Genomic DNA, 18520 nt, shown 5'->3' with positions numbered 1-18520 from the left:
TTAAGCATGATTATACCCCGGCTTTGGCCGTTCCCAAAGAGATCCAATACATCCGCCCGTGAAAACCTGTGGATAACCTCCGAGAGGCCTTCATAAAGACAGACATCTGCGGAGGATATACTGCTGCACCTGCGCGCGGGCATGGCGCCCGCCCGGGTGCGGCGATCAGGCCTGTGTCTTTTGAGGGGTGGGGTTAGACTGTGTAGGGGCTTCCACCTGCACGCGGTCGGTGAAACCGGTAAGTGCGGCGCCTGTCAGCAGGCCTGTTTCCATCAACTGCGTGGCCATCTCTTCCAGCAGCACGCGGTTTTGTTGCAAGATCTGACAGGCCCGTTTCTCGGCGCGGTGAAGATGGGCTTCGATCTTGGCCTGGAGCCTGCCATCATCCCGAAGGCAGCGGATCACGCTTTCTGGTGGGCCCCACCAGGCGCGTGTCTCGCCGAGCCCCCAGCTGCGCTCCATAGCGATGGCGGTTTGTGTCGCGAGCGAGAGGTCGCTTTCCGTCGCGCCGCCCGCGCCGGCCGAAGGTTGCCCGACAAGCAGCACTTCTGCTGCGCGCCCGGCAAGGGTCACAACAAGGTGCGCCTCCAGATCCTGACGATGTAAGCCGGACTGACAGAAAGCCTGCTGAGTGATCCCGCCTCCGTTTTGGAGCGCAAGCATCTGGGGTTGAGTGTGGCCGGTGGCTGTGCCGGTGATCGCATGGCCGCATTCGTGCACCGCAATCTGCCAGCGCAACGATTTTGGAAGTGCTGGTCTGGTTTGTGCCAGTGCAGTGCGGAGATCATGCAGTTGCAGATCACGCCCGGCCGTGCGGGCGTTCGCGCGGGCGCGGCGCACCATTGAACCGATCTCGGCCCCAGACATCCCCACCGTCTGCGCGGCAATCCCGTTTAGATCGATGTCGGGTAAATCCTGCTGCAGATGCCAGCGGATGGCCTGCGGCAAGAGGTCCGGTGTCGGATGGCTGATCTGGATAATGTGATCGAACCGCCCCGGTCTGCGAATTGCAGCATCGATCCGATCAATATAGTTGGTGGCGCCAATCGCGATCACCCCTTCGGTGCTGGCGAAGCCATCGAGACATTCAAGCAGTGCGCTCACGACAAACTCCACCCAGCTTGCGTTGTGATCATTCCGTGCGCGGTCACCGCAGGCGTCAAGTTCGTCGATGAAGATCAGGCATGGTGCCATCTCTGCAGCGCGTGCGAAATCCTGCTTCATCGCGCGCACCAAGTCGCCAGACTTCCCGCCCGAAGATTGCCAAGAGGCAACCGAGCCTGCAATAACAGAGATGCCTGCCTCGTTGGCAATCAGACGGGCGAGTTCTGTTTTGCCTGTCCCTGGAGGGCCTGCAAAGAGCAGGCCACGCGACACATCTTGCCAGGCGATTGCGCCGGATTGCCATCCGCGTAAGTCGGAAATGAGCTGGTTCAGTGGTGCTCGTAGCTGCTGTGGCAGAGGAAACGCGTCCAGTCTGAACCCTGACTTTGCCGAGGGGGTGAGCTCTTGCGTGATGTTTGTGGCCGCTGCGCGGGGCTCCGGGGCGCGCAAACACAACGTGAGCTGATCTGGGCTGAGGCGACTCACGATACTATCCTCCGGCAAGTTCTCCAGAAGGTCACCGGGAAGCGCCATATCGGGATAGGCGTGTGCGAGCAGCAAATGAAGCATGGTGCGATCAAGGGGGGCAAGTGAGATCACATCGGGTTGCAGGTCGCGGATTGCCGGTGGTGCTGCTCCAACAATAGACGTGATCAGCGTCACCGGGGCGCGTGTCTCGATTGCATGGCGCAAATCTTCCGAGAGGTCGGCTAGCACCGTGTTGGGTGTTCGGGCGCGGCTGTTCACCCCCTCGTCCCCGAGGAGTAAGAGGGGATCAACTACCTTGGGGCGCGAGATCAGATCCGACGCGATAATATACTGGATCAGTTTGAGGATGACCTTCTCCAGGGCGGATGATCCGGTGCTTAGAAGGGTTAGGCTGCCTGGCGTGAACAGTGCGTCGCCAAGGGCGTCGGGCGTTCCGAAGGTCCGCGTTAGGCGCAGCAGCGCGAGCAGGGCGACAGGTTTGGGCTGCCATGCCTTGGCGGGCAAGGGTGTCCAGTGCAGTGTGTCATCAAAATCGCTGTCGATTCCGTCGATCTCGCGTTCGATTGTTGCGCAGAGATCGTCAAAGCTTCCAGACAAATCTTCATGCTGCATTTGGGAGTGTTCGTTGGTCTCGGTGACTTCCTGTAGTGGCAAGTCCTCCTCTGTGATGCCGTGCATCGGCACGCTGGTTTGATTGAATGCCCAGCTTGGCGGGTACGCGGTGGAAAACAGGGCGATGCAGTCCTCGAAAAACAGCTGCCAATCAGGGGTGTTCGTAGAAGTTGAGTGGATGGAGGTCTGGTCGTTCGGGGTCGGCAGGGGCGTTGTCATCATGGTAGGGCTCCAGAAAAAATGAGATTGGTGGCGGTAGGGCACTGGCCTAGAGGGGGTGTTGGTCTGACGCACTTTGTGCAGGTCTGTCGGGATCGTGCAGCGGGGCAATTCCCAGCGCGGACATGGCTGTGTCAAAGCTGTCATAGGGATTGGCGCGTAGCTGCGGGATACGTGCAGCGGGTATCCGAATGTTTGCGCAGGTAGAGGCAGAAAAGAACACGGTGTTCTCGCTCAGGCAGACGAATGCGGCGAGGTCAAAATCCCCATCGAGATAGGGCTTTGTACCGATCCCGCTATGGCGAAAACCTTTCTGCATCCGAAACCTGAATGAACCGTCGGCGCTGCTTGTGGCGCAGGTTTTGACTTGAATCCGAACAATGGCGGAGGGGCGGAAGATAACCCGATCAAACGGAGCACCGGTTGGGGCGGGGACAAGCCGTTCGCCGCGCCGGATCAGGAGGCTATCGTGCAGGCATTCGCCGGCGTGTCCGATTTGCTGTGCATGATGCTGAACCGCGATCGCGGTAATGTCGGGGAAGCCGTGCAGCGACGTCAGGCGCTTGACATCATCGGATGTGAAAGCGGGCGGCTGGAAGGTATGAAGTGAGTGCTGTGACATAGCGTAAAATCCTCATGGATGAGGGGAGACGGCGCAGGAACTGGCACGGCTCGGAGGACTGGGCTCCAAGACAGCAAGAAGGCGACGCCTGCAGGTGGAGGTGGGATATCGGACGGCGGCGCAGGTCATTCTGAACGCCCGTCCAGAGGTGGGGAGAGGCAGCGTCAGACAGTCGGGCCGTCGGTCGTCCCGCTGTCGCGCATGTGACCTTCGTAGCCCTGCGGATCTGCCAGGGTATCAACTACCCCGTCCTCAATCGACAGATAGGCTTCAAATGCACAAAGAGCCGTCACAAGCATCGCGTTATACTGCAAAGCCCCCGGCGTCCCGGGCGATACCAGATAGGCCCATTGGCGTGTCGTGGCATGGTTGCGCAGGCGGGTCACCAGATTGGGGCTCTCGGTCAGCATTGCGGCTTTGAACAGCCGGGCAACCCGCTGCAGGCTCTGCTCTTGCGGTCCAAACGCGCACAGGCTCAGCATCCGAGTGCAATACTCCAACGTCACCGCGCGGGACGCATCCGCCGCAATAATCCACGCATCGACCGCAGGATCGCAGCCAAGATATCCCGACAGATCCTTCTCGTCTTCGATCAACGCCGGAAGCGATGAAAGAAACTCTTCAAACAAAGATGTAATTGACGCAAGCGTCAGGGCTTCAGCCGCAACAAGCGACGTGGTAAACGCAATATTAGCCATCAGGACCTCCATACAGGTTTTGGCGGTTAGGGGTCTGATTGGTGCTGGAACACCATCAGGCCCTGTTGTAAATGTTAGCAGATGTATGTATAAACTGGCTTATCGATTGGGTCAACTAGAAAATGCTAACAATGTCAGAAAAACGCGAACGTCGCACAGCCCCCTTGGGTCTCAGGATAACTCCAACTCTGAAGTCTGCGCTTGAGAGCGCAGCTGCAGCTGATCGCAGATCAGTCGCATCAATGGCAGAAATGATTTTAGAAGAGTGGCTCACTGAAAAAGGGTATCTTGAGGCTGAACAGAAATAGTCACGTTGGCTGAGGCTGCAGGAGGATGACTGGCTCTGTGTATGTTCGGCCTGGCTTGCGTTCGTCGCCGGTAAACGCATGCCGCTTATGATCTGCCAGTGGGGTATGACAAGGCATCCAAGGGGTGTCTGTTTTTTACTTTTAGCATGGCGAAAACCATCCAAGTGATAGACGATCACCAAGACTTCTTGCTCGCCTTGTGTACAGCGGCAGACCTGAAATTTGGGTCCGATAAATGTCCGTGGAACCCTATACTCCCTATTATCGGACAGGAAAAACGTTTTGATGACGGAATCTCCGGCGATAAAAGGCGTGACCAGGCTATTATCGGACATGTAGTCGTTTGGAGACTTCCCTGTCCGATAAAGGATCTGGCAGTAAACGCTGTAAAGTCGGGGCAGATGAATTGGGCATGAACCAAGGACGCCATGCTAAGCGCTTTCCGGCAAAATGATATCACCGTTGTCCTTCGGATAACGCAGTGCGCATGGTGGCTACTTTGAGGGGTTCTTCATGCTTGCAGCGGCGCGCGGTGTTATGTGTGAAGCCGGATGCTGGTTCCTGTTCCTGCCACCATACAGCCCAGACATGAACCCGATCGAGATGGCCTTCTCTAAGCTCAAGGCGCATCTGCGCATGATGCGGATTGGGCATAAGGGCTAACGGTCAGCGGCGGTTGCCAGATGAGATCATGTGCCAGATGCGATCATCGCGCGGATCGTGGCCGGGTGTGACTGTGAATGCAGTTGCGGCGATGTATGGGCTTTGGGTAAAGCATTTATCGAAATGGCGCAGTCTTCATGGCGCAGTCTTCTGGGACGCAATGGCAGGTTGGTCTTGCTTGCCAGCGATGACGGCGACTTTAGATTTGCGCCGATCGTCGTGTCTGATGGTGGCGGGGATGTTCCATCTTTTGTGGGGCAACCTGCAAACAGAGAGGGCTCAAGTGGCAAAATTTTACTATGCCCGCAGCAAGACAATCTCATCACTTCCCTGGCTCACTATTGAATTGCCGTTATCAAAGAAAACAGCATTCGCTAACCTTGAGGCGGTGCGCGCACGCAGGCGTTCGCGAGGTGACGCAACGTCTCACGAGCGGCTCAAAACGGGTTTTCATCTGGGAATAGAATACTCAGATCCAGACGATATACGCGTGTACGCCGTTCATCTATCTTTTGTGACGCACGGTGTTGCAGGGACCTGGCCTCTCCTCCAGGGATGAGGATGCCAGATGCATGTAAAAGCTTGATGGCCTCCGTTTCAGACGGGATAATGTTTCCGCAGATTGAACGAAGCTCTAAGGCTTTGATGTCGAGCCTGTTGTCGCTAAACCAACCCAGTTGTCGCTGAATCTCAACGGATTGTCCGGCATCAAGGTCAGCAAAGCGGGTCGTGTTTTTGCGAATATAGTCTTGCAGATGACGGATGAGACGCGTTGGCATGTCGACGACGGCTATGCTGCGTTCTTCCGCCCAAATTTTCGCAATGGGGATGATAGATCGGATAGCTTCATTTCGGTCCCAAGGTAAAATATTACAGCGGGTTGCAAGAAGCCCTGCAACCACACAACATGCGAGGACATCCAGCACACGGTAATATGGTCCATCCAGTTCGATCTTTGGCGGAATGCTTTCTGCGAGATACTGCGTTATTCGTGTGTGCAGCTTGTTAATCTTCCTGAAGACATCGTCGCAATTCGGCGCATTCGAAAGGTTCACAAGTCGCTCCGCAAAAGCGGGTCCTGCGCGTCCATAATGAAGGCTGCAGTTCTGGCGCAGCACATCGCTGAACTTTCCCGCATTCTCGAAGTCCCCAATATCGTTGAAGGCGCCATGTTTGAACTTGCCAATATTGATATCCGCAAGACGGACTGTGAGCCCCTCGGGCATTTCCTTTTTTGCGTTCTTGAAGTGTGTGGTGAACGCAGACTCTGAGGTGGTCAGGACGATATTGCACCACTTGGACGGCTGCCTGAAAGACAGGTTTTGATCTGATCGTAGAGCGCCAGAGCCATTCAGAATGAAATATATGATCGCCGTGGAAGACCTTAGATCGCCCTCCTTGAATTCGTCGATCGCAAACAGATTATCGTTTGATCTGAGAGCTGCTATCTCAAAGCCCGTTTGAGTGCCATGCCACTGCGGTATTGAGGCCGGATCACCCCACACGCTCGTCGCAGCGAAGAGCGTTGTTGTCTTCCCGGCAGATGTTCTTGAATGCAGATTAAATCCACCGCCGTTCAGATTAAGAATGTCTAGCAATGGAGCTGCAAGAGCCGCTGAGATCGCAAACACAAGGGCTGGATTATTTGCTGCCGGCGCAGCGACGAGTTTTTTCCAATTTTCTAGGCCGCCAGCCGTCGTTGATGCGTCCAGAGCTTCACGCTGTCCGGTATAGATTACTACGTTTTCATCTGTCTCAGGCGATAAGACATCACCGCTACGCAGGATGAAAGCATTCTGTTTTTCGGATTTGAACCAGCCCACATTTTTTGTCATGAGGCGCCCGTGTTGAGGGCGCCAGGCTTTTAGAAAAGCAGCAAATTGGCCGGCAGTCCCAAAAATTTCCAGACCATGATTTGCGAATTTTGCGACGACCTCAGACGGTCGGCACATTAGCTCGTCTGCCGACACGGACAATTTTTTGATGTTTTGTTCCCGGTCAATAAATGCAAACAGAAGAGCCGCTTCGGTTCCGGAGGCATTTTTTAGATGTGACAAGCATTTCAATGGTCCGCAGAGGCGTTCCCTTTTTTTTCCAACCAGACGATTGATCACGCCGTACCGAGTAACGAATTCATATCCAGGCGGCAGGCCCCCGATTGTTTCTCTCTGAAAGCCAGCGTCATCTTCAGGCTGCGATTTATGAATGGTCGCGACAGGAAACTCGTCCGGCAGTGGTGGCAGCTCAAAATCATCAAAATACATTTTTTACAAATCCCGTCATATTGTCGATTGAAGGATGATACTGCACGCAGTCAAGTAAATCAATATAACAATAAAAAACATTGGACAGTTGGACGCTTGGACATAAAGGGCAATATTCTTGATAATTGCCTTTGTTCCAGCGAATGCAGCCTGCAACCACAAGGTGGCTGTCCAATTGTCCAACTGTCCACTTGCAAAAGTATATAAATAATTATCTATAAGCATGAGCCACGTTCGTCACCTGCCTGGTGATAGTTTCGATGGTTGCACCATGTTGTCCATCCCGCATTGAGGGAGGCCTGCAGCTGTCGCTCTGCCCCCAGCCTATTGCTTGCAGATGACACGCGCGTAGGACTGCTCGCAGGCGGCGTGCAATCAGTCGTCAGGAACGCCAGCGCCATTTGCGCGCGCGCCGTGGGCTGTCGCCATATTCCATCGTGCTTATATCAAATTGCAGGATGCGGACTTGACCCCATCGATGTTTCTACCCATTGGGTTCGCGCGAAACAAACATGGTGCTGCTGATGTTTAATAAATTGCTGTCACAATCGTCATCTGGCCTGCCGGGAGACTTGGCAACTTTTCCCAACGGGGACCGCCGTCGCTCGGTTGTGCATGATGGAATTACCATTAATGGAAACTGGGAGAGTGACGGGATCGTCGAGTTTGGTGGCTCTATTATTGGTGATGTGACCGCGGACACGCTCGTTGTGACCGAAAATGGCCAGGTTCGGGGTAATGTACGGGCCCGTAATGTGACGATAGCTGGTTCGCTTGATGGCACGATTTATGCGGTTAATGTGACACTCAAGAGACAGGCACGGGTTTCAGCACAGGTTCAAACGCAAGTCATTACGATAGATGAAGGCGCCAATATTGAAGGTCAGGTCGAGGCCGCGCCGCGGAACATCTCAGACAACAGGTCGTGCATTACATAGTGTAACATCACAGGGACGCCGGCTGCCTGAATGGCGGCACTTCCCTTGACAGACTTTGGTGTCTCGGCCTCGACACAGTCACAGCGGCTACGCAGTGTCCGATCCACAGCAACCGCAGCCCCAATCCGCCCGATCTGTGTGGACCGTTTCTCGTGGAGTGGGCATTGTGAACCTATGTCCTGACAGTTTGGGCTGCGATGCTTCCGCTGCATACCGGCATTGCGAACGCGTTTATTGTGCGCATGCAGCAATTTGGATTAAGCGTGCCTACAAGAGAATTCTCACGGTCATCCCTCCTCCCAGGATCGTGATGGATTAAAGCGGCGGTACATTTCCTCCCTGGTGGTGCCGCCGCTCTCTCTCTTCTCAAATGACAAAACCACATGTTTCGTTTCTTCAGTTGAGTGGGCTTGGCTGCACTCCCAACCTAATGACCGGCAGGCAATCTCGAGATTAAATTGCCCCCTGCGGCCTTCGGTGATGTGGTGCCGAAAGTACGATGTACTGGCTGTCGCCTGATGAATGTGCAATCCCGCGAGATCGTCTATGAAACGCCTGATTGCGTTTGCTTTAAAATTCTTCCACAAACCGCGCGTCGGGCCTGTAGCTCAATTGGTAAGAGCAGAGCGCTCATTGCGGATTTCAGAATTACCGGACAGCTATTTCGCTAAATCGCGGACAGCCATTTCAGTAATTACCGGACAGTTCGGGCGCGGCTGATCGTCTGCCTGCAGTTATGTTTCTGATTGGAGTGTTTCGGTATTTTCGCGGTGGGTCAAGTTCACGGTTTGATCTTTTCTACGCATACTGTCTCCCTTGAGTTCGATGCGGTGGGCATTGTGAACAATTCGGTCCATGATGGCATCTGCGATTGTGGGTTCGCCGATCATGTCGTGCCAGCCTGAGACGGGCAGTTGGGCGGTAATGATTGTAGAGCGCCTCTGGTAACGTTCCTCGAAGAGTTCGAGTAGATCGAGACGCTGCTGGTCTGTGAGCCCGCGGGTCCCCCAGTCGTCGAGAATGAGCAGTTGGACTATGCTCGGCTGCATGGCAGCGCTAAGGGAGAGGTCATCGCCGGCATGCGTTTCGAAGAAATCCTCCGACGTGATCTGCGCAACGGTCTTATCGATATCCCCGAGGAGCAGCATGAGCAGTGGCTGCGCAACCGTCTTGTGCAGAGGGAACGCCAGGTGTTCGAAGAGGAGATGCGTTTTTCCGATGGACGCTGGTTTCGTGTTACGGTGCGGTCAACCGTGAGCGGGTCACGTGTGCATATGCTCGTCGATATCACAGACCTCAAAACCACACAGGTCGCTCTACAAGAGGTGATCTCCGGCGCGCAGGCCGCCACATGGACCGTCAATCTTGCAACCGGTGAAAGCGATCTGAATGATCGCTGGATCGAGATGCTGGGTCTGGATCGGCAGGCCGTCATTTCCCTCGATTGCGAGGGATGGCGTGCGTTGGTACATCCGGAAGACGTTGACGCGGCCGAGGCGGGATTTCTGCAATGTGCGGACGGGACCGCCGCCGCGTTCGAGGTCGAGTATCGATTACGTCATCGACTTGGCCACTGGATCTGGGTTTTGGGCCGAGGCGGGGTCTCGGATCATCATGCTAACGGGCGCCCTGCTCGGATTTCGGGTGTTCTTTTGGACATTTCTCGTCAGAAGCAGCTGGAGGCAGAGCTTGCGATGCAGTCCGCGGCTATTACAGCGACCGAGGAGGGGATCACGATTACCGATGACGCAGGAACCATCCTCTACACAAACCCTGCGCATGCGGTGATGTTCGGACATGACGACCCTAAATCACTGACTGGTCAGCCTTGGCATAGTCTCTATTCACCGCAGGTCGCGGCCGGGTTGGCAGCAGAGGCCTTTCCCGCCCTTAGAGATCAAGGACTCTGGACCGGGCAGGCCGTGGCTCTCCGTGCAGACGGCGGGACGTTTGAGCAGGAGCTCAGCCTGACCGAGATGCTTGATGGAAAGATCATCTGCATCAACAGGGACGTGACCGCACGCAACGCGATCGTGCGAGAGCGGCTTCAGATACGGGACCAAATCGAGCTGGCGCAGCGGCAGGAAATCATCAATCTTTTGGCGGCAGGGCTGACGCATGATCTGACCAACCTGCTCATGATCATTTTGCACTTCTCCGACCCTTCCCTTGAAAAAGCTGGGGCCAGGCTTCCCCAAGCTTTGAAAAATATTCATGCGACCGCGGGACGAGCGGTCTCCCTGCTGAAGCCGATCCGGTCTCTTGGCACCGGACAGCGTGAGACCAAAGAAGCCGACCTGGCGGACCTCTTGGATGAGGCCGCGGACATCTTGAAACTCGGTGCATCCCACACCCTCAAAATCACGGTCGATCTCTCTGACGAGCCGATCATAGCGCAGGTTGATCCACTTCAGCTGATGCAGGTTCTGCTGAATCTTGGGCTGAACGGTCGGGACGCCCTGGGCGACGGGGAACAGGAGATCGCTCTTTCTTTGTCACGCAGGGATACCATCCCGAAGACCGCAGACATCGAGGTCGGTGAAATCCCGGAGGGCCCCTATGCCCTCTTCAAGATCAGTGACACCGGAACCGGCATCACGCCGGAGGTCAGGGACCGGCTGTGGGAACCACATTTCACCACGAAGGGGCACATGGGAACAGGACTGGGGCTTCCAGTCATCGCGGAAATCGTGCGCGAGACAGGAGGGGCCATCGCGCTGGAAACCGCGCTAGGTGACGGGACCACTTTCTACGTCGCGTGGCCACTTACTTATCCAGCTGTTCAGGAAAGGAAATATGGATAAATGTGCTGACGGGATCGCGACGCCCAATTGCGTGACCCAATCACTATGGATCCGTACAAGGCTTTCAGTATAGAATGGGAGAGCCAAAAACGCGATAACGCCAACGATATCAGTTTGATAACAAAATTTCTGTGGTGGCTTTGGAACCTATGTTGGTACGAACCCCATATGCAAGTCTTAAACGGGCCAGATGATTGCCTTGCGTGTGGGGCTCGACGCTGCTGGTTTGCGTAGCTTCAATGCACAACGAGATATATCATTACGCACGTAGCTGAAGTTTCCTGAAACGACCTCCAAAATCGTCATTGGCCTGCTGGGCGCGCTGTTCATGCTAGTGTTCTGAGTCCGACATTTGCTACCGATTTCCCCTGATTTGGTCGAGCGCGTCGAGTGCGCGGCGCTCTCGGGTGAGGATGTCCTTGGCGGTTTTGCTCCAGACGAAGGGCTTCGGCTTGGCGTTGTGCTGGAGCAGGTAGTCGTAGATTGCGCCTTCGAGATCGTCGACGCTGGAGTAGCTGCCGCGGCGAATGCGCTTTGCCGTGATCTCGGCGAAGAAGCGCTCGACGAGGTTCAGCCAGGACGCGCTGGTGGGTGTGAAGTGCAGCTTGAACCGGGGATGCTTCTCCAGCCAGGCCTGCACCTCGGGCGTCTTGTGGGTGGCGTAGTTGTCGAGAACCAGATGGATGTCGCGCGGTTTCTTCACGGCCCGGTCGATCCGGCGGAGGAAGATCAGGAACTCCTTGGCGCGGTGGCGGGGCATGCAGTCGCCGATGACCAAGCCCGACTTGACGTCCAGCGCGGCGAAGAGCGTGGTGGTGCCATGGCGCTTGTAATCATGGGTCATCGGTAAGCGTTCTCAGGAGAGCACTGTCGGTTCAGCTTGACGGCTTGAAGTTCCACGGGAGCAGATCATCGAGGCGGCTTTGCGGGTGGCCATTAGCGATCGCTGTGAGGGTTGCTTTGAGATAGGCGAAGGGCTCGACGTCGTTGATCTTGCAGGTCTCGATCAGTGAGGCGATGCGACCCCAAGCGATGCCACCTTCGTCATGACCGGCGAAGAGCGCGTTCTTGCGATTGAGAGCAATGGGGCGGATCAGGTTTTCGACGCGGTTGTTGTCAATCTCGACGCGGCCATCGGCCAAGAAGGTCTGCAGCCCATCCCAGTGATTATGGATGTAAGTCAGCTTTTCACCCAACCGGGATTTAGCGGAGATCTTGCGGCGTTGGGCCTGCAGCCAATCGCCGAAGGCCGCGACCAGTGGAGCACTGCGGGTCTGGCGGGCCGACAATCGCTGGCTGGGAGAGATGCCACGGATATCGGCTTCGACAGCATAGATCTCGGCGATGCGGCGCAGGCCCTCGGCGGCGATCTGTGATCCATCGCGGTCGAAGACTTCCTTCAGCTTGCGGCGCGCGTGCGCCCAGCAATGGGCCACCTGAATGGGATCGCCGCCCTTGCGGGTCGGCTTGGTCAGCCGGTTGTAGCCCTGGTATCCGTCGATCTGCAGGATGCCGTCAAAACCTATCAGGAATGTTTCGGCATTCTCGCCCGCCCGACCGGGTGCATAGAAGTAGACCACACCGGGCGGGTCCTCACCGCCCCATGGCCGGTCATCGCGGGCAAGAGCCCAGAGATAGCCGGTTTTGGTCCTTCCGCGACCCGGATCCAGCACCGGGGCGGTGGTTTCGTCCATGAACAGCTTGTCTGATCGTTTCAGGTGTTCACCCAGCCGGTCGACGACGGGCTTGAGGTGGAATGCCGCCTTACCCACCCAATCGGCCAGCACAGCGCGGTGCAGATCGAGGCCTGCCCGCGCCAGGATCTGGCTCTGGCGATACAACGGCAGATGGTCGGCATATTTGCTGACCAGCACATGGGCGAGCGTCGCTTCTGTCGGCAACCCGCCCATGATTAGGTGGCAGGGCGCCGGTGCCTGGGTCACGCCGTTTGTGCAGGTCCGGCAGGCATATTTCGGGCGCACGGTGACAATCACACGCAACTGCGCTGGCACGATATCCAGCCGCTCGCTGCGGTCTTCACCGATCTTGTGCATGACGCCACAGCCACAAGGGCAGATCAGGCTGGCGGGTTCGATAATCTCTTCGATGCGCGGCAATGTGGCCGGTAGATTGCCGATGGTCCGCTTTGGCCCGGGCCTGGTTGCCGTCTTGCTATCTGCCTTGGCGGCAAGATGTTCCTTCTGCACCTCGACCTCGGCCAACGCGATGGACAGATCCTCAAACGCCAGCTGCCGTTCATCCTCGGTCAGCTTTTCCGACCGCTTCCCATGCAGGGCATGGTTCAACTCGGCAATCAGATGCTGTTGGCGTTGGGTAATATCCTGAAGTGCGGCGATCGTTTCCATCAAGGTCGCAACCACCGCGCGCTGCGCGGCAGGGATGGTGGAAAGGTCAATGACAGGCGTATCAATCATAGCCCGAGACTACGATTAAACCCCAGTAAAATCACGCAAAAACATATGGTTGATTCATTCTGCCGCAGCAGGTGGGCGCATCTCCAGCGCCTTGACCTTACGCCAGTCCAGACCGGCAAACAGGGCCTCAAACTGGGCGTGGTTCAGCGCCATCACCCCGTCTTTGATCGCAGGCCAGGTGAAGGTCATGTCTTCCAACCGCTTGTAGGCCATCACCAATCCGGTGCCATCCCAATACAAAAGCTTCAGCCGATCCGCCCGGCGCGACCGGAACACAAACACCGTGCCGGTGAACGGATCCTTACGCAGCACCGACGACACGATTGCCGCCAGACCATCATGACCTTTCCTGAAGTCCACAGGTTGCGTCGAGACCAGAACCCGCACGCGGTTTGACGGGAACATCATGGCCGCGCCCCGATTGCCCGCACGATCTCGGCAATCCGGTCAGAACTGGTGGTGCCATCGACCCGGATTGTCACACGACCTATCGCAATCTCGATGGGTTTACAGGACAACCCGTCAGGCTTTGTGAGCTGCCCGGCGACAGCCGGCACATCCGCACCGCCGCCACCATCCGACACGACGATCGGTGCAAAACAGAAGCTGTCATCTTCAACCGCAGGCAAAACCAACCGGCCGTCACGTGCCCGACTACGCCATTCCGATAAATGGTTCGCCCGCAGCCCATACCGCGCCGCAACTTCATTCACGCTCACACCTGGCTGCAAGCTCTCAGCAACGATCCGCGCCTTTATCTCTTCCGGCCAGCGTCGCTGTCCGTTGGTCCTTATGTCCACCCCGTAATCCCGGAGAAACTCCAACGTAGTCGCCATCGCGAAACTCCTGCACTGATCTCCATCGCACATGGAATCGCAGGTCAGACAATCTGTTGGAAGGTGAGGGCCAGCGACCGCTTACGGTCATCGTCGACGCGCGTCCCTTCTTGAGGGGCAGGCCCGGCTGCGTCCGATCGAGCGCCTGGATCTGGGACTTCTCATCGACGCAGAGCACAACAGCCCGATCCGGCGGGTTGAGGTAGAGCCCAACGATGTCGGTGACCTTCTCCTCGAACATAGGGTCGTTCGAGATCTTGAACCCCTTCACGATATGCGGCTTCAGCCCGGCATCCGCCCATATCCGCCCGACGCTCGACGGCGATATGCCCACCGCCTCGGCCATCGTCGTGCGGCTCCAGTGCGTGGCATTGGGCGGCGTCTCCTGCACGGTCTTCGCGATCACCTTCAACCGGACCTCCCTGGGAAGCGGCGGCACGCGCGAGGGACGCGTCTTGTCGCGCTTGAGCCCCGGCACGCCCTCATCGAGATACCGCTCCTGCCAGCGCCAGACCGTCGGCTTCGACATGCCCGTCCGCCGCATGATCGCAACGGTGCCCCGACCGTCCGCTGTCGCCAGCACGATATCTGCCCGCCAGACAAGCTTGCGCGGCGTGTTGCGGTTGGTCAGCAGGGCTTGAAGCTCAGCGCGGTCGGCGGGGCCAAGGTAAAGGCAGATGTCGGTTCGTCTCATCCGCCGATCATGCCACGATGCGGCGGCCTTGGGAATCTTATGTCAGGCGGGGAATACTAGGTCGACCCATGCCCCGTCATCTTGCGAGGACCGCACAGCACTGTGGATGAAATTCAGGCCCGAGATTCCATCACTGATACCCGGCAATGCCGTTTCCGAGGAGTCATCGCCGCGGATGATGTCGGCGAATTCTGCGTAGAGTGTGGCAAAAGCCTCCAAAAAACCTTCGGGGTGACCGGCAGGAATACGCGCTTGCCCGCCAAACCTGGCGCCGCCACGCGTTAGGAGGGTTTTCACGCCACCAAGTTCGTTGAACCAAAGCTTGTTCGGATCTTCCTGAAAGAACTCCAATCCGCCCTTTTCGCCAATGATCCGCAGCTTGACTCCGTTCTCGTAACCGATTGCAACCTGACTGGCCCAGATCATTCCACGCGCGCCACCGGCAAAGCGCAGTTTGATATGTGCATTGTCGTCCAAAATGCGGTCTTTACCAAAACTGTGCAAGTCAGCGCTTAGACCGGTCGGTATTAGCCCAGAGACATAGCAGCCCAAATGAAACGCATGTGTGCCGATGTCCCCTATACAACCGCCTGCACCGGCACGGACTGGATCAAGCCGCCATTCGGCCTGCTTGCCTTCATTGCCAGCCGCAAGCCATTCCTGGATATACTCTACGTTGACAAGACGGATGGCGCCCAAAGCACCTTCCGCGACCAACCGGCGGGCCTCACGGATCATAGGGTAGCCCGTGTAGTTGTGTGTCAGTAAGAAATGGCACCCCGACTCAGCGATCAGCCGCTCGAGTTCTTTGGCCTCGTCCAATGTCGTAGTGACCGGCTTGTCACAGATCACATGGATTTCTTGTTCTAGAAAAGTCTTGCATGCATCAAAATGCAAGTGGTTCGGCGTCACAATTGCCACCGCCTCGATCCCGTCAGGCCGCGTTGCTTCGATACGCGCCATCTCGGCGTAGTCGCGATAGATGCGGTCCTCGTGCAAACCAATAGCGCTGCCGGAGACGCGGCTACGTTCAAAGGTTGAAGAAAGCACTCCAGCCACCAGTTCATATCGATCATCAAGACGGGCCGCGATCCGGTGCACCTGTCCGATAAACGCATCCTGTCCCCCGCCCACCATGCCAAGCCGGATGCGGTTTTTCCTAGCTGTCATCGCAAAATCCTTCGAAAACAAATCCGGCGTTTTCGGCTTCAGCCTTCAGAAAAGGCAAACCGATTTCGACCACATCTTCCCTGCGTGGGGCCACGGGTCGCCAAATGGCCAGGCCTGATGCAATCTCAGGCGCAGTGTAGTTCATGCTTTCCAAGGTCATCATGCCGTCGAAATCCACGGCCTTCAGCCCTGCAAAAACACCACGCCAGTCTACGTTGCCGTGTCCTGGTACGCCTCGGTTGGCCTCAGAAAGATGCACGTAGCCAAGATAGGGCGCAGCTATGCGAAACCCTTCCGCATGGCTGCGTTCCTCAATATGCATGTGATAGGTGTCGAGATGGATAAAAACGTTGTCCACGCCGGACGCTTCTATCATCTGCGCGGCCTGCGCTGCTGTGTTCATAATGTGGGTTTCATAGCGGTTACATGGCTCTATCCCCAAGGAAAGACCGTGGCGTGCGGCGGCTTTTGCAGCCCTCGCGACGAAACGAACAGTCCCATCCAGTTCAGCCTTCGTAGGCGGCTGGCCGGAGGTCCTGCCAATCGTTCCATAAGTGACGCCGGAAAGGACTGATGAGCCTATCCGTACACAGTCGTCAAAGGCTTTTTCCAAAAAGGCGAGCCCGGTCTCTGGATCGGCGATCACGTCGATTTCGGGTGGCAGCCCAAGTGAGGCAACAACCGAGAAGCCCTCACTTTCAGCAAATCTGCGAACGCTATCGGTGTCGATAGCCCCCGGATTAAGGAGGGGGATTTCCAGAAGCCCCACACCCAATGCATGAAGTTGATCCGCCCGGAGCCGAAACACCGAATCGGACCACTCCGGGGCGAAAGCGAAGGTATGAAGTCCCAGTTTTGCCATCAGCCTGCGGCCTCATGTTCAGCGGCATGTGCCATGTCATCGCCCCCAACAATTGCACTGACCACCTCGGCCATATTGCTTTGTGCGGTGATCAGGTTTGCAGCGGCGCGCCCGTGCCGCAAAACGACAATGCGGTCCGTTACGCTGAGAACGTCATTGAGGCGATGTGAAATCAGGATCACCGAGATACCTTGGTTTTTCAATCGATTGATCAGGTCGAGCACACTTTGCACTTCGCGCACAGCAAGGGCGGCCGTTGGTTCGTCCATAATGACCAGCTTTGGATTGAAAGTCAGTGCGCGGGCAATGGCGACCGTTTGCTGTTGCCCGCCCGAGAACGATCCAACGGAGCGATTGATCGCCGGTAGATGCGCACCAAGATCATCGATCATTTTCTGCGCTTGTTGGTCCATGGTCTTCTTATCGACCATGCCGGGAAAGATTCCCAGAAACCGCTTTAGCGGTTCGCGACCCAGAAAAATATTGCTTGCCACATCCTGCTGTTTGGCAAGAGCGAGATCCTGATAGATCATCTCGATACCGAGAGCCCGGCGAGCACCCGGGTCCAAACCAAGGATAGACTTGCCGTCCAGTAATATCTCGCCTGCATCGGCCTGGTAAATGCCGGTGATCGTTTTCATCAGTGTAGACTTGCCAGCGCCATTGTCTCCGACGAGCCCGATAACCTCGCCTTTGGCGACCTCCAGATCGACCCCATGCAACACATCAACTGATCCAAAGCTTTTGCGGATACCTTTGAGAGATAGCAATGTCATACGCGAGATTCCTTTCGCAACTGGTATTGATCGATGAACACCGCGAATATGAGTACGGCCCCGATCGCCATTTGCTGATAATAGCTTTGTACAGCAAGAAGGTTCAGACCGTTCTGCAGCACTCCCATGATCAAAGCGCCGATCATTGTCCCAAGGATTGAACCGCGCCCACCGAATAGGTTGGTGCCTCCGATGATTGCCGCGGTAATCGCTGTCAGTTCATAAGTAATGCCAGCCGTCGGGTCGCCTGAATTGATCCGCGCCATGAAAAGCATTCCGGCCAGCCCTGCAAGGCCACCTGACAGCGTGTACAGTATCAATCGGTGACGCTCGACCTTGATGCCTGCTGTACGGGCGGCGTTTTCATTGTCACCGATCGCCAACGTGTAGCGGCCAAATCGCGTAAACGCGAGAATGTAGTGGGTGACCAGAGCAGTAACGATAAAGATGATAACGGGCATCGGGATTCCCAATGGACGCCCCTGACCGAGGTAGACTAGTTCGGAAGGCAGACCGTAGATCACGCGACCATCGGAAATCACGAGCCCAAGCCCTCTTGCAAGGCCAAGCATCCCAAGGGTCACAATGAAGGCAGGTACAAAGGCACGGGTCACAAGCTGGCCGTTGATAAAGCCCGCCAAAGCCCCGGCAGCGATGCACCCCAACACGCCTAACGCAGCAGGCATGCCCAGATTTACAGAGACATAGGCGCCAACGACGCCAGAAAGTCCCATCACCGAGCCGAGCGACAAATCAAGTCCGCCGGACCCGATCACAAAGGTTGCGGCAATTGCCAAAATGCCGATCGTCGACGTCGCCAGCAGAATGTTAAGGAAGTTGTTCACCGATAGGAAATAAGGTGAAAGCATGGCCATCGTTACCGAAAGGCCAACCAAAACCACCAGAGATTCCAGCCTCAAGTGTAGCCGCTCTTCTGAAGCTCTTTGCACCCGCCGCCAGTAGCCGGGCGCGGCATTCGCAGTTCTATTCATTGACATTTAGTCCACCATCAAAAAAGGCGCCGTG

General features: G+C 56.5%; 16 protein-coding genes and 3 pseudogenes. 5 read left to right on the top strand and 14 right to left on the bottom strand.

Annotation, left to right across the window (positions count from 1 at the left end):
- Nucleotides 1-165: 165 nt before the first annotated feature.
- The 3 genes from LOKVESSMR4R_RS12535 to LOKVESSMR4R_RS12525 form a co-directional block, all read right to left on the bottom strand.
- Entirely contained in the window at nt 166-2427 is a 2262-nt protein-coding gene (locus LOKVESSMR4R_RS12535) for an AAA family ATPase (RefSeq protein ID WP_162290730.1), read from the bottom strand.
- Nucleotides 2428-2473: 46 nt separating this feature from the next.
- On the bottom strand, nt 2474-3046 hold the full coding sequence (locus LOKVESSMR4R_RS20225; RefSeq protein ID WP_157898215.1) for a group I intron-associated PD-(D/E)XK endonuclease: 573 nt from the start codon (nt 3044-3046) through the stop codon (nt 2474-2476).
- Nucleotides 3047-3210: 164 nt separating this feature from the next.
- On the bottom strand, nt 3211-3756 hold the full coding sequence (locus tag LOKVESSMR4R_RS12525) for a hypothetical protein (protein WP_087208865.1): 546 nt from the start codon (nt 3754-3756) through the stop codon (nt 3211-3213).
- Nucleotides 3757-4598: 842 nt separating this feature from the next.
- On the opposite strand from LOKVESSMR4R_RS12525, the pseudogene LOKVESSMR4R_RS12510 reads away from it, so the two are divergent.
- A pseudogene (locus LOKVESSMR4R_RS12510) lies at nt 4599-4688 on the top strand (transposase); the annotation flags it as partial.
- Nucleotides 4689-4745: 57 nt separating this feature from the next.
- Complete coding sequence (locus LOKVESSMR4R_RS20220; protein ID WP_157898214.1) at nt 4746-5060, top strand: hypothetical protein; 315 nt, start codon at nt 4746-4748, stop codon at nt 5058-5060.
- Nucleotides 5061-5152: 92 nt separating this feature from the next.
- On the opposite strand, the gene LOKVESSMR4R_RS12505 is transcribed toward LOKVESSMR4R_RS20220, so the two are convergent.
- Nucleotides 5153-6979 (bottom strand): DUF927 domain-containing protein, encoded by a 1827-nt coding sequence (locus LOKVESSMR4R_RS12505; RefSeq protein WP_087208860.1) that lies wholly within the window; start codon nt 6977-6979, stop codon nt 5153-5155.
- Between the two features lie 512 nt (nt 6980-7491).
- Between LOKVESSMR4R_RS12505 and LOKVESSMR4R_RS12500 the strand changes: the two genes are divergently transcribed.
- Complete coding sequence (locus LOKVESSMR4R_RS12500; protein WP_237331782.1) at nt 7492-7917, top strand: bactofilin family protein; 426 nt, start codon at nt 7492-7494, stop codon at nt 7915-7917.
- A gap of 546 nt (nt 7918-8463) precedes the next feature.
- Nucleotides 8464-8637 (top strand): hypothetical protein, encoded by a 174-nt coding sequence (locus LOKVESSMR4R_RS20215; RefSeq protein ID WP_157898213.1) that lies wholly within the window; start codon nt 8464-8466, stop codon nt 8635-8637.
- Between the two features lie 14 nt (nt 8638-8651).
- Here the strand turns inward: LOKVESSMR4R_RS20215 and LOKVESSMR4R_RS12495 are convergent.
- A pseudogene (locus LOKVESSMR4R_RS12495) lies at nt 8652-8945 on the bottom strand (ATP-binding protein); the annotation flags it as partial.
- Nucleotides 8946-8996: 51 nt separating this feature from the next.
- Between LOKVESSMR4R_RS12495 and LOKVESSMR4R_RS12490 the strand changes: the two are divergent.
- A complete protein-coding gene (locus LOKVESSMR4R_RS12490) occupies nt 8997-10721 on the top strand; it encodes a PAS domain-containing sensor histidine kinase (protein ID WP_087208858.1) in 1725 nt (574 codons plus the stop codon).
- A 355-nt stretch (nt 10722-11076) separates the two neighbouring features.
- Here LOKVESSMR4R_RS12490 and LOKVESSMR4R_RS12485 read toward each other — a convergent pair.
- The 9 genes and pseudogenes from LOKVESSMR4R_RS12485 to LOKVESSMR4R_RS12445 form a co-directional block, all read right to left on the bottom strand.
- Nucleotides 11077-11565: pseudogene (locus tag LOKVESSMR4R_RS12485) on the bottom strand (IS630 family transposase); the annotation flags it as partial.
- A gap of 31 nt (nt 11566-11596) precedes the next feature.
- Nucleotides 11597-13087 (bottom strand): IS66 family transposase, encoded by a 1491-nt coding sequence (gene tnpC, locus LOKVESSMR4R_RS12480; RefSeq protein WP_420645907.1) that lies wholly within the window; start codon nt 13085-13087, stop codon nt 11597-11599.
- A 123-nt stretch (nt 13088-13210) separates the two neighbouring features.
- Entirely contained in the window at nt 13211-13564 is a 354-nt protein-coding gene (gene tnpB, locus LOKVESSMR4R_RS12475) for an IS66 family insertion sequence element accessory protein TnpB (protein ID WP_087206430.1), read from the bottom strand.
- A complete protein-coding gene (gene tnpA, locus LOKVESSMR4R_RS12470; RefSeq protein ID WP_087206431.1) occupies nt 13561-13992 on the bottom strand; it encodes an IS66-like element accessory protein TnpA in 432 nt (143 codons plus the stop codon). The genes tnpB and tnpA overlap by 4 nt, the downstream gene beginning before the upstream one ends.
- Nucleotides 13892-14686: an IS630 family transposase gene (locus tag LOKVESSMR4R_RS12465; RefSeq protein WP_257790130.1), complete on the bottom strand. Its 795-nt coding sequence runs from the start codon at nt 14684-14686 to the stop codon at nt 13892-13894. Before LOKVESSMR4R_RS12465 ends, tnpA begins: the two co-directional genes overlap by 101 nt.
- A 42-nt stretch (nt 14687-14728) precedes the next feature.
- On the bottom strand, nt 14729-15856 hold the full coding sequence (locus LOKVESSMR4R_RS12460; protein ID WP_087208857.1) for a Gfo/Idh/MocA family protein: 1128 nt from the start codon (nt 15854-15856) through the stop codon (nt 14729-14731).
- Nucleotides 15846-16718 carry a sugar phosphate isomerase/epimerase family protein gene (locus LOKVESSMR4R_RS12455; RefSeq protein WP_087208855.1) on the bottom strand — a complete coding sequence of 291 codons (873 nt, stop codon included), beginning with the start codon at nt 16716-16718 and terminating at the stop codon, nt 15846-15848. Before LOKVESSMR4R_RS12455 ends, LOKVESSMR4R_RS12460 begins: the two co-directional genes overlap by 11 nt.
- Nucleotides 16718-17494 (bottom strand): ATP-binding cassette domain-containing protein, encoded by a 777-nt coding sequence (locus tag LOKVESSMR4R_RS12450; protein ID WP_087208853.1) that lies wholly within the window; start codon nt 17492-17494, stop codon nt 16718-16720. The genes LOKVESSMR4R_RS12455 and LOKVESSMR4R_RS12450 overlap by 1 nt, the downstream gene beginning before the upstream one ends.
- On the bottom strand, nt 17491-18486 hold the full coding sequence (locus LOKVESSMR4R_RS12445; RefSeq protein ID WP_087213156.1) for an ABC transporter permease: 996 nt from the start codon (nt 18484-18486) through the stop codon (nt 17491-17493). The genes LOKVESSMR4R_RS12450 and LOKVESSMR4R_RS12445 overlap by 4 nt, the downstream gene beginning before the upstream one ends.
- Nucleotides 18487-18520: the final 34 nt, after the last annotated feature.

The organism is Yoonia vestfoldensis (assembly GCF_002158905.1).
GTDB lineage: Bacteria > Pseudomonadota > Alphaproteobacteria > Rhodobacterales > Rhodobacteraceae > Yoonia > Yoonia vestfoldensis_B.
This window is presented reverse-complemented; position numbering and strand designations above follow the sequence as displayed.

What these genes read in the sequence shown, in the direction of transcription:
- LOKVESSMR4R_RS12535 (WP_162290730.1), bottom strand. Translation starts at nt 2,427, where the DNA reads ATGATGACAACGCCCCTGCCGACCCCGAACGACCAGACCTCCATCCAC.
- LOKVESSMR4R_RS20225 (WP_157898215.1), bottom strand. Translation starts at nt 3,046, where the DNA reads ATGTCACAGCACTCACTTCATACCTTCCAGCCGCCCGCTTTCACATCC.
- LOKVESSMR4R_RS12525 (WP_087208865.1), bottom strand. Translation starts at nt 3,756, where the DNA reads ATGGAGGTCCTGATGGCTAATATTGCGTTTACCACGTCGCTTGTTGCG.
- LOKVESSMR4R_RS12505 (WP_087208860.1), bottom strand. Translation starts at nt 6,979, where the DNA reads ATGTATTTTGATGATTTTGAGCTGCCACCACTGCCGGACGAGTTTCCT.
- LOKVESSMR4R_RS12500 (WP_237331782.1), top strand. Translation starts at nt 7,492, where the DNA reads ATGGTGCTGCTGATGTTTAATAAATTGCTGTCACAATCGTCATCTGGC.
- LOKVESSMR4R_RS20215 (WP_157898213.1), top strand. Translation starts at nt 8,464, where the DNA reads ATGAAACGCCTGATTGCGTTTGCTTTAAAATTCTTCCACAAACCGCGC.
- LOKVESSMR4R_RS12490 (WP_087208858.1), top strand. Translation starts at nt 8,997, where the DNA reads ATGCGTTTCGAAGAAATCCTCCGACGTGATCTGCGCAACGGTCTTATC.
- tnpC (WP_420645907.1), bottom strand. Translation starts at nt 13,087, where the DNA reads ATGGAAACGATCGCCGCACTTCAGGATATTACCCAACGCCAACAGCAT.
- tnpB (WP_087206430.1), bottom strand. Translation starts at nt 13,564, where the DNA reads ATGATGTTCCCGTCAAACCGCGTGCGGGTTCTGGTCTCGACGCAACCT.
- tnpA (WP_087206431.1), bottom strand. Translation starts at nt 13,992, where the DNA reads ATGGCGACTACGTTGGAGTTTCTCCGGGATTACGGGGTGGACATAAGG.
- LOKVESSMR4R_RS12465 (WP_257790130.1), bottom strand. Translation starts at nt 14,686, where the DNA reads ATGAGACGAACCGACATCTGCCTTTACCTTGGCCCCGCCGACCGCGCT.
- LOKVESSMR4R_RS12460 (WP_087208857.1), bottom strand. Translation starts at nt 15,856, where the DNA reads ATGACAGCTAGGAAAAACCGCATCCGGCTTGGCATGGTGGGCGGGGGA.
- LOKVESSMR4R_RS12455 (WP_087208855.1), bottom strand. Translation starts at nt 16,718, where the DNA reads ATGGCAAAACTGGGACTTCATACCTTCGCTTTCGCCCCGGAGTGGTCC.
- LOKVESSMR4R_RS12450 (WP_087208853.1), bottom strand. Translation starts at nt 17,494, where the DNA reads ATGACATTGCTATCTCTCAAAGGTATCCGCAAAAGCTTTGGATCAGTT.
- LOKVESSMR4R_RS12445 (WP_087213156.1), bottom strand. Translation starts at nt 18,486, where the DNA reads ATGAATAGAACTGCGAATGCCGCGCCCGGCTACTGGCGGCGGGTGCAA.